The sequence below is a fragment of the Bacillota bacterium genome (assembly GCA_024655925.1).
In the GTDB taxonomy this organism is placed as follows: Bacteria; Bacillota; DTU025; order DTU025; family JANLFS01; genus JANLFS01.
On the sequence record JANLFS010000016.1, the window covers coordinates 28,270 to 37,312 of the forward strand.

The 9,043-nt window shown below is 60.9% G+C and carries 10 protein-coding genes; 8 read left to right on the plus strand and 2 right to left on the minus strand.

Features of this window, described 5'->3' with window-relative positions:
* Together rapZ and NUW23_04015 are read left to right on the plus strand one after the other, a co-directional pair.
* On the plus strand, nucleotides 1-728 hold a 728-nt coding region (gene rapZ / locus NUW23_04010), incomplete at its 5' end, for an RNase adapter RapZ (GenBank protein ID MCR4425341.1).
* A gap of 36 nt (nucleotides 729-764) precedes the next feature.
* Entirely contained in the window at nucleotides 765-1,703 is a 939-nt protein-coding gene (locus tag NUW23_04015) for a YvcK family protein (protein ID MCR4425342.1), read from the plus strand.
* Nucleotides 1,704-1,730: 27 nt separating this feature from the next.
* Here the strand turns inward: NUW23_04015 and NUW23_04020 are convergent, their stop codons facing one another.
* Both NUW23_04020 and NUW23_04025 read right to left on the minus strand, forming a co-directional pair.
* Nucleotides 1,731-2,273 (minus strand): spore maturation protein, encoded by a 543-nt coding sequence (locus NUW23_04020; protein ID MCR4425343.1) that lies wholly within the window; start codon nucleotides 2,271-2,273, stop codon nucleotides 1,731-1,733.
* Nucleotides 2,257-2,889, minus strand: a complete 633-nt coding sequence (locus NUW23_04025; protein MCR4425344.1) for a spore maturation protein — start codon at nucleotides 2,887-2,889, stop codon at nucleotides 2,257-2,259. Before NUW23_04025 ends, NUW23_04020 begins: the two co-directional genes overlap by 17 nt.
* A gap of 157 nt (nucleotides 2,890-3,046) precedes the next feature.
* On the opposite strand from NUW23_04025, the gene whiA reads away from it, so the two are divergent.
* The 6 genes from whiA to NUW23_04055 form a co-directional block, all read left to right on the plus strand.
* Entirely contained in the window at nucleotides 3,047-4,039 is a 993-nt protein-coding gene (gene whiA / locus NUW23_04030) for a DNA-binding protein WhiA (GenBank protein ID MCR4425345.1), read from the plus strand.
* On the plus strand, nucleotides 4,030-5,430 hold the full coding sequence (gene rpoN, locus NUW23_04035; GenBank protein MCR4425346.1) for an RNA polymerase factor sigma-54: 1,401 nt from the start codon (nucleotides 4,030-4,032) through the stop codon (nucleotides 5,428-5,430). Before whiA ends, rpoN begins: the two co-directional genes overlap by 10 nt.
* 87 nt (nucleotides 5,431-5,517) lie before the next feature.
* Nucleotides 5,518-6,645, plus strand: a complete 1,128-nt coding sequence (locus NUW23_04040; GenBank protein MCR4425347.1) for a hypothetical protein — start codon at nucleotides 5,518-5,520, stop codon at nucleotides 6,643-6,645.
* A gap of 11 nt (nucleotides 6,646-6,656) precedes the next feature.
* Nucleotides 6,657-7,661, plus strand: coding sequence for a type I glyceraldehyde-3-phosphate dehydrogenase (gene gap, locus NUW23_04045; GenBank protein ID MCR4425348.1), 1,005 nt, complete (start codon nucleotides 6,657-6,659; stop codon nucleotides 7,659-7,661).
* A gap of 22 nt (nucleotides 7,662-7,683) precedes the next feature.
* Nucleotides 7,684-8,871, plus strand: coding sequence for a phosphoglycerate kinase (locus NUW23_04050; GenBank protein MCR4425349.1), 1,188 nt, complete (start codon nucleotides 7,684-7,686; stop codon nucleotides 8,869-8,871).
* A gap of 8 nt (nucleotides 8,872-8,879) precedes the next feature.
* On the plus strand, nucleotides 8,880-9,043 hold a 164-nt coding region (locus NUW23_04055; protein MCR4425350.1), incomplete at its 3' end, for a triose-phosphate isomerase.

Sequence of the window (9,043 nt, forward strand, 5' to 3'; positions counted from 1 at the left end):
TCAAGCGGGTCGCGCTTGTCATCGATGTCCGCGGCGAGGAGTTTTTCGGCCAGCTCTCATCTGCCCTGGCCAACCTTGAGGACTCGGGGTTCGATTACCAGATTGTTTTCTTGGAGGCCTCCGAGGAGGTGCTGGTGAAGAGGTTCAAGGAAAGCCGACGCCCCCACCCGCTGGCGCCCGAGGGTGGTATCCTCGACGGCCTCGAGAAGGAGCGCGCGCTCCTTGCAGATATGCGTGCACGGGCCAACTACGTGATCGATACGACTAACCTGTCCGCCCGGGAACTCCGGGCGGAAATCTCTGCGAAGTTCGGAGATCCTTCGTCCGCTCCGAGGATAGGGGTCACCGTCGTATCCTTCGGTTTCAAGCTCGGCATCCCAAAGGATGCGGACATGGTTTTCGACGTCCGGTTTCTCCCCAACCCTCACTACGTGGAATCCCTCCGCCCGCTGACCGGGAATGCCCCGGAAGTCCGCCAGTACGTGTTGAGATGGCCCGTCACCAAACGCTTCCTGCACAGGGCGTTCGATCTCCTCAAGTTCCTCCTCCCAGAGTATGTTCGGGAAGGCAAGTCCAATCTGGTTGTGGCCGTGGGATGCACCGGCGGCAAGCACCGGTCGGTGACGATTGCAAACAGGATCACCGAGTACCTGAGAGAGGAAGGATACCGCGCCCGCGCGGTGCATAGGGATGTGGAAATCCCAATCCCGGAGACTCCCATAGACTGAGCGAGGTGAGACCGTGTGCATGTAGGCCCCAGGATAGTGGCCCTTGGAGGAGGCACCGGCTTGTCAACGTTGCTCCGGGGGCTCAAGGAGCTCACCGACAGCATAACAGCTATCGTAGCTGTTATGGACGATGGGGGGAGTTCCGGGCGACTCAGGGAAGAGATGGGCGTTCTCCCGCCGGGTGACATACGTGATTGCCTCGTGGCCTTAGCAGACGCTGAGCCGCTCATGAAACGCCTCTTCGAATACAGGTTCGATCACGGCACGTGCCTAGGTGGGCACAGTTTCGGCAACCTTTTTATAGCAGCAATGTCGGCCATAACAGGTGACTTCGAACTCGCCGTCAAGGAGTCCAGCCGAGTGCTCTTGGTCCGAGGTCGTGTGCTGCCGTCGACTCTGGACAGCTGTCAATTGTGGGCGAAACTGGTTGACGGCACGGAGGTGTTTGGTGAGAGCTTGATAAGCAAGAGTAAGGCCAGGATCGACCACGTCTACCTCGATCGCGACACATGTCATCCCCTCCCAGAGGCTCTCGACGCTATCGCGGAGGCTGATGTGATCGTTATCGGCCCGGGGAGCCTCTACACGAGCGTCATCCCGAACCTCCTGGTGCAGGGAGTCGCCGACTCGATCAGACGGGCGCGTGCGACCAGGGTATACGTGTGCAATGTCATGACTCAGCCGGGAGAGACCGACGGGTACAGTGCTCGTGATCACGTGGAGGCTATCATCTCCCATGCCGGGGATGGGCTCATTGACTGGGTCCTGGTGAACTCGGCGCCTATCTCCCTTGAGATGCAGGACAAGTATAGCCGGGAGAACGCATGGCCGGTTCGCTGGGACGCGGACTCCCTGAAAGAGCTCGGTCTTGGAGTCGTGGAAGCCCCCATGGCGAGTGAGACTGAACTGGTCCGCCACAATCCGCAGGCGCTTGCACGGGAGATCATCAAGCTTGCTGAGCGCCGACAGGGCTAGGCGTCAGCATGCGGTCAGAAGGCCCCCCTAGCCGAAGAGAAGCCTGCACGCAACGACAGCACCTGCGAACCCTGCAATGTCCGCCGCAAGCCCAACCAAGAGCGCATGTCGAGTTCTGGTCACGCCCACCGAGCCGAAGTACACTGCCAGAATATACAGGGTAGTGTCGCTTGACCCCTGCATGGTGCAGGCTAAGCGGCCCACGAACGAATCTGGCCCATGCGCTTGGAGTATCCCCGCTAGCATCGCAAGAGAACCCGAGCCGGATATGGGCCGAAGAAGGGCGAGGCCGATCAGGTCCGGGTTGATTCCCATCGCCCCGGCCACCGGGCCTAGAACCCTGCTGGCTAGGGCCAGTGCCCCAGATTCCCTGAGCAAGCTCACAGCGATGAAGATTGCGATGAGATAGGGGACGAGTCTGGCCGCGACGAGAAGCCCTTCCGACGCGCCCTCGATGAAGAGATCATACACCTTGAGCCCTTTAGCCGCACCGATGAGGGGTATGCCGAGCAGAAACGCCGGCACCAGCCAGACCGAAACACGGGTTATCAGCTCAACGCCTGCCTGCACCTACATCACCCCCCCGTCTGACCTGCCGGCCTCGGCGCCGTCTAGCGCTGTGTCTGGCTGCCGCGTCCAGGAGAATGGCAACTCCGGTGGAGCAGCATGTGGCAAATATCGTGGTCCCAATCACTTCTGCTGGGCTTGCTGAGCCTAGCTGGGCGCGAAGCGCTACGACTGTGCTGGGAACCAGGGTCACACTGGAGGCGGTTATGGCCAGGAACGTGCACATGGGGTCCGTGGCTGTGTCGGTCTGCCCGCCGGCCTCCCACATTTGCCGCATCGCACGCAACCCCAAGGGCGTGGCGGCGCTCCCCAGTCCCAGGAGGTTTGCACCCACGCTCATGGCGATGGACGATAACGCGGGCGACCTGCGCGGAAGGTCAGGGAAGAGGGGAGCGATGACCGGTCTCGCCAAGGCGGCGATAGCATCCATGACGCCAGCGCGCTCGGCGATCCGGGCGAGGCCCGACCAGAGTGCTATTGACCCGGCGAGACCCAGAGCCAACTGGACTGCCTCACGGGAGGCACTCAGGGCTGCACCTGTGATGAGCTGAGGGTCGCCAGTACTAGCACCCACCAGAATGCCCACCGCCAGCATACCGATCCATATGATGCTCATCATGGTCCAAACCACCCCGGACATGTGAAATGTGAAGGACGGCCCAGTGCCTTCCTGCTAGTCTATGCCCGAGAACCGGTCCGGCATTCTCAGGGCACGCTCCGAGATGGGGCTGGCCTGGCACTCCATTCTTGAAGGGAATCGGCCTTCAGTGGGGAATATGACCCATGAGGCGTCCTGCGCAGGTGGGGGTGACTGCCCGGTGGAGTTCTACGACCGCACCAAGGAGGAACTGGTACGGGTTATGCCCGCCCGGGATTGCTGTAGGATTGCGGAACTCTCCGCCCTGGTCAAGACGGATGGTACCATTGAGGTATCCGAGGGAAGCCTGTCGCTGGTGCTCGCCGATTCCAACGCTGCAGTGGCCCGCAAGATAGTCGCTCTGCTGCGCGAAGTTGGTGGGTCCGATGTCGAGGTTACCGTCAGGAAGGGCAGGACGCTCAGGCGCGGAAACACATATCTCGTCAGGATTCCCAAAGAAGCCGATGCTGTGTCACTCCTCGAGCGGCTTGGCATATGGGGTGACGGTGGCATAGAGTCCGGAATCCCGAGGAGCGTGGTTCGGCAGCGGTGCTGCAAGCGGTCATATGTCCGCGGGGCTTTTCTTGGTGCAGGTTATGTCAGTGAGCCGGGACGCGGGTATCATCTGGAAATCGCCGTCGACGACAGGCCGTACGGCGAGGCCATTGCCAAGCTCCTCCAGGAGTTCGACATACACCCCCGAATAATCGAAAGACGCGATCACTCGGTGGTATATCTCAAGGATAGTGATGATGTGGTCGAACTCCTCAGGGTGATGGAGGCCACCGGCGCACTACTGGATCTCGAAAACACGCGGATAGTCAGATCGATAAGGAACAATGTCAACAGGCTGGTCAACGCGGAGAATGCCAACGTTGCCAAGAGCGTTGAAGCGTCGTGCAGGCAAATACAAGATATTGAACTCATCACGGAGGCCATGGGCCTTTCGCGCCTCCCCGAGACCCTTGCTTCCATAGCCCGGGCCCGCCTGGACAACCCCGAGGCCAGCCTGAGTGAGCTGGGGGAGATGGTGCATCCCCCGATCGGTAAGTCCGGGGTGAATCATAGAATGCGAAGGCTCGCGCGGATCGCGCAGAGGATCCGCGATCGAGGTGAACCAGGATGCAGATGACTTACGAAATGTCTCTGAAGCAGGTTCAGAAACTTGTGATGACGCCGGAACTCCGGCAGGCCATCACCATTCTTCAGTTGCCCACAGTCGAGCTCCTGAAGTATGTCGAGAATGAACTCCTGGTGAACCCCGTTCTCGAGGAAACAGAGGCCGGCGAGACCGGGGACATGGCCTCCGGGTCCGATTCCCGCGCGCCACAAGGCGGGGAGGTAGACTGGGAAAGGTACTTCGGGGACGGAACGGATCTTGGGTACGTACGGGAGCCGAGAGACCCCGATCCCGAGGATGGGCCAGGTGACACAGTGAGGTGGGAGCCGACCCTCGCAGATCAGCTTCGCCTTCAGCTGCACATTGCATCTGGGTGTAGTGAAGTAAGGAGGATTGGGGAGTACCTGCTCGGGTGCATGGATGAAAACGGTTTCATCTCGGGAGACGGTGCGGATATCGCGGAGGCTCTCGGAGTCTCCCAGGAGGCTGTCGAGTCCGTTCGCCGTCTAATCCAGGGGTTCGAACCGGTCGGAGTGGGCTCGCGTGACCTCACAGAGTGTTTGGAAGTTCAGATAGATGCGTCCGATGCTTCGGAGACCACGCGGAAGCTCGCCCGACGGATTGTCTTACAGCACCTGGAGGACGTCGCCCGGGGCCGGGTATCCTATATCGCGCAGGCGCTAGGCGCAACCCCACAGGACGTTCAGGAAGCCATAGACCTCATAAGATCGCTAAATCCGAGGCCGGGGGCGAACTACCAGTCCGGACCGGACGTGCGGTACATCGTCCCTGATGTGTTCATCGAGAGGGTAGACGGTGACTACATCGTCCTGCTCAACGACACTGCCGTTCCCAGGCTTGTCGTAAGCAGGTTCTACAGGTCCATGCTCAGTGACAGGGGGGCGGATGAATCCGCAAAGGAGTTCATCAGGGAGAAACTCAACTCCGCGCTGTGGCTGATAAGAAGCATCGAGCAGCGGAGGAGCACCATACAACGGGTGACTGAGTCCATAGTCCGATTCCAGCGTGACTTCCTGGACTACGGCATCAAGCGGTTGCATCCCCTTACGCTCAGGCAGGTCGCTCAGGACATCGGAGTGCACGAATCCACAGTCAGCCGGGCTACGGTGGGCAAGTACGCCCAGACCCCCAGAGGGACATTCGAACTGCGGTTCTTCTTCGGGAGTGGTGTGTCCACCAGTGAGGGTGATGCGGCCTCGGCGGCGAGCATAAAGAAGCTCATCAGTGAGATGATTACCCGTGAGGATCAAAAGGCCCCGCTTTCGGACAGGGAGATCGCCGAGGCGCTCGGAAGGCAAGGGATATGCATCTCCCGGAGAACGGTCGCCAAATACCGGGAGGAGATGGCGGTGCCCTCGTCCGCGAAGAGGAAGAGGTACTGATAGAGGCCGCCGAAAATGTTGTGAGACAAGAAGGAGTTACGCGTTTGGTGTTGAAGAGGCCTGTTTGTTCCGCCGAGGTGGGACGCAATGCGACCTAGTGGGACGAAAGCCGTCCCAATGCACCTAGTCATGGGCGCGGGAGGGTGGTGCTACATAAGAGACGTCGTAGATGTCCAGCAGAGGGTTGCTCCTGAGCTGACCTCCACGATAGTCCTGCGCTACAACATCATGAGGCACGTGTTCTTCACCCAGCCTGTAGGAAGGAGAACCCTTGCCATCAGGATCGGTGAGTCCGAGCGCGTGATCAGGCGCGAGGAAGACGCCCTCCGGGAAGCAGGCCTCGTCGTCGTGTCTTCGGATGGCATTCGCCTATCGCGGGATGGGGAGGATATCCTCTGGGACCTGAAAGACTACGTGCGATCGCTTCTTGGCATGGGCGAGCTCGAGGACGTCTTGAGGAGGGGGTTTGCCCTGGAGCACGTGGTGGTGGTCGGGGGAGACTCCGATGTCGACCAGGGAGCCAAGAGGGAGATGGCGCGTGCGGCTGCCCGGGTCCTTCGGGAGGTTATCGCCGACGGCGATGTGCTGGCAGTCACGGGCGGGACCACCATGGCGGCGATTGCTGACGAGGCGGTCTCGGCGGGAGGCAAGCGTGACGTGGTGGTCGTGCCCGCCCGGGGCAGTCTGGGTGAGGATGTGGAGAAGCAGGCCGACACAGTGGCGGCTGCCTTTGCAAAGAAACTGGGAGGGGCTTACCGCCTCCTCAACCTCCCGGACGATCTGGGTGAGGAGTCCGCCGCGAGCGTGCTTGCGGAACCACGCATCAGAGAGGTCCTCGAGACTATCAGATCTGCCCGAGTGGTGCTGCACGGCATCGGGACCGCGCTCGACATGGCCAGGCGCCGGAACATGCCCGCCGAGAAGGTCCGGGAGATCCAGAGCAGAGGCGCGGTGGGTGAGGCCTTCGGCTTCTACTTCGATTCCGGAGGGCGCGTGGTGTATGCGACGTCCAGCTTGGGCCTGCGCCTGACCGACCTCAGGCGCGTCGAACGGGTCATCTCCGTGGGCGGCGGGGGGAGGAAGGCGGAGGCAATGGCTGCGGTGTTGAGGAACGGCTTTGCCCACGTGCTTGTGACGGACGAGGGCGCAGCGAGGCGCATGCAAACCATGATACTCGGCAGCAAAGAAGAATGGGAGGTGAATCCCGCCCGTTGAGGCGGGAGCAGATGGCAATCAAGGTAGGCATCAATGGCTTTGGCCGAATCGGCAGACTTGTTTTCAGGGCGGCTATTGGGCGCCCCGAACTTGACGTGGTCGCCTTGAATGACCTGATGGATGCGGAAACCAACGCGCACCTTCTGAAGTACGACTCCGTGCATGGCAGGTACCATGGGAACGTCAAGGCAGGAGACGGGCACATCGAGGTGGACGGTAAGCGGGTTCAGGTCTTTGCAGAGAAAGACCCTGCGATGCTCCCATGGCGCGACCTGGGAGTGGACATCGTCATAGAGTCCACAGGAGTCTTCCGAAGCCGCGACAAGGCGTCGAAGCACGTGACTGCTGGCGCGAAGAAGGTCATAATCACGGCTCCGGCCAAGAACGAGGACATCACGATAGTCATGGGCGTGAATGAGAAGAAATACGACCCCGCGAAGCACGTGTTCATTTCCAACGCCTCGTGTACGACCAACTGCCTTGCCCCTGTCGCCAAGGTGCTACTCGACAGCTTCGGGATCCGGCGAGGCCTGATGACCACCGTCCACTCCTACACCAATGACCAGAGGATACTGGACCTCGCCCACGATGACCTGAGGCGCGCCAGGGCGGCTGCCATGTCGATGATCCCGACTACCACAGGTGCTGCATCCGCGGTTGCCCTGGTTCTTCCAGAGCTCAAGGGAAAGCTCAACGGGTTCGCCCTCCGGGTGCCCACCCCGAACGTGTCCGTGGTGGACCTAGTTGCCGACCTCAATAAAACCGTGACTGTGGAAGACGTCAATGGGGCGCTCCGGGCGGCAGCCGACGGGCCTCTTGCTGGGATCCTGGCCTACACCGAGGAGCCGTTGGTCTCGAGAGACTTCAATGGTGACAGCCACTCGTCCATAGTTGACGGCCTTTCTACCATGGTGATGGACGGCGACATGGTCAAGGTGGTGGCGTGGTACGACAACGAGTGGGCGTACTCTGTGCGTGTGGTCGATCTCGCTTGCTACGTCGCACGGCAGATGTAGCCTGAGAAGGAGTTGACCACGTGTGCGCAAGCTTACAGTGACCGATGTGGATCTGGCAGGCAAGCGAGTCTTCGTGCGCGTGGACTTCAACGTTCCGATGTCGGACGACCAGCACATCACGGACGACACTCGGATAGTGGCCGCCTTGCCTACGATCAAGTACCTTCTTGAGCGGGGGGCCAGGGTTATTCTTGCCTCCCACCTGGGCAGGCCCAAAGGCCGCCCAGCCCCGGAGTTCAGCTTGTCCCCGGTGGCTGCCAGGTTGTCCGAACTCCTGAACCTCCCTGTGAGGAAGCTCGATGACTGCGTAGGGCCCGAAGTCGGGGCAGCAGTGTCCCAGATGAAACCCGGGGATATCGTCCTCCTGGAGAATGTCAGGTTCCACAGGGAGGAAGAGGAAAACGACCCGGACTTTGCGAGCAGACTCGCCGCTCTTGCGGACGTCTTCGTCAACGATGCGTTCGGCACTGCGCACCGAGCTCACGCGTCCACAGAAGGAATAGCGCGGTACATCCCTGGGGTCGCGGGTTTCCTGATGCAGAAAGAAATCGAGATCATGGGCGGAGCTCTCTCGGACCCGAAGAGACCCTTCATAGCAGTCCTCGGCGGCGCCAAGGTTGTGGACAAACTGGGCGTCATCGAGAACCTCATCCAGAAGGTAGACGGGCTTCTGATAGGCGGGGGCATGGCCTTCACGTTTCTCGCCGCCAAAGGGTATGAGGTTGGGAAGTCTCTTCTGGATGTGGAGAGGGTCGAGTTTGCCCGTGACATGATGGCACGCGCCGAGGCGCGTGGTGTCAGCATCGAGTTGCCCATCGACATCGTGGTTGCGGAGAGGTTCGAGGCGTCTGCCAGGTCCCGGGTGGTCGCGGTGGACAAGATACCGGGGGATTGGATGGGCCTGGACATAGGCCCAAAGACTGCCGACCGGTTCTCGGGGATCATAATGCGAGCTGGGACCGTGATTTGGAACGGCCCTATGGGGGCGTTTGAGATGGCCGCGTTCGCCTCGGGTACCTCCGCAATCGCGCGCGCGATGGCAGAGTCGCCCGCCGTCACCATTGTGGGCGGGGGGGATTCTGCTGCTGCGTGTGAGCAGTTCGGGGTTGCGGAGAAGATGACCCACGTGTCCACAGGTGGAGGGGCCTCTTTGGAGTTCCTGGAAGGCCGTGAACTGCCGGGCGTCGCCGTGTTGCAGGACGCAAAATGACGGGAGGGATGGCCTTGCGAAGAAGCATAGTCGCGGGGAACTGGAAGATGCACAAGACAATCCCCGAATCCCTCGCTCTCGCGGGAGACCTGGCCCGGGACCTTCGAGAGGTTGTGGGCCTGTGCGATGTAGTCCTCTGCCCGCCGTTCACCGCCGAGACGGCGGTGAACGG

Excerpts from the sequence above, each read along its gene's own strand:
- NUW23_04025 (MCR4425344.1), bottom strand. The coding sequence starts at position 2,889 with ATGATGAGCATCATATGGATCGGTATGCTGGCGGTGGGCATTCTGGTG.
- whiA (MCR4425345.1), top strand. The coding sequence starts at position 3,047 with ATGACCCATGAGGCGTCCTGCGCAGGTGGGGGTGACTGCCCGGTGGAG.
- rpoN (MCR4425346.1), top strand. The coding sequence starts at position 4,030 with ATGCAGATGACTTACGAAATGTCTCTGAAGCAGGTTCAGAAACTTGTG.
- NUW23_04040 (MCR4425347.1), top strand. The coding sequence starts at position 5,518 with ATGCGACCTAGTGGGACGAAAGCCGTCCCAATGCACCTAGTCATGGGC.
- gap (MCR4425348.1), top strand. The coding sequence starts at position 6,657 with ATGGCAATCAAGGTAGGCATCAATGGCTTTGGCCGAATCGGCAGACTT.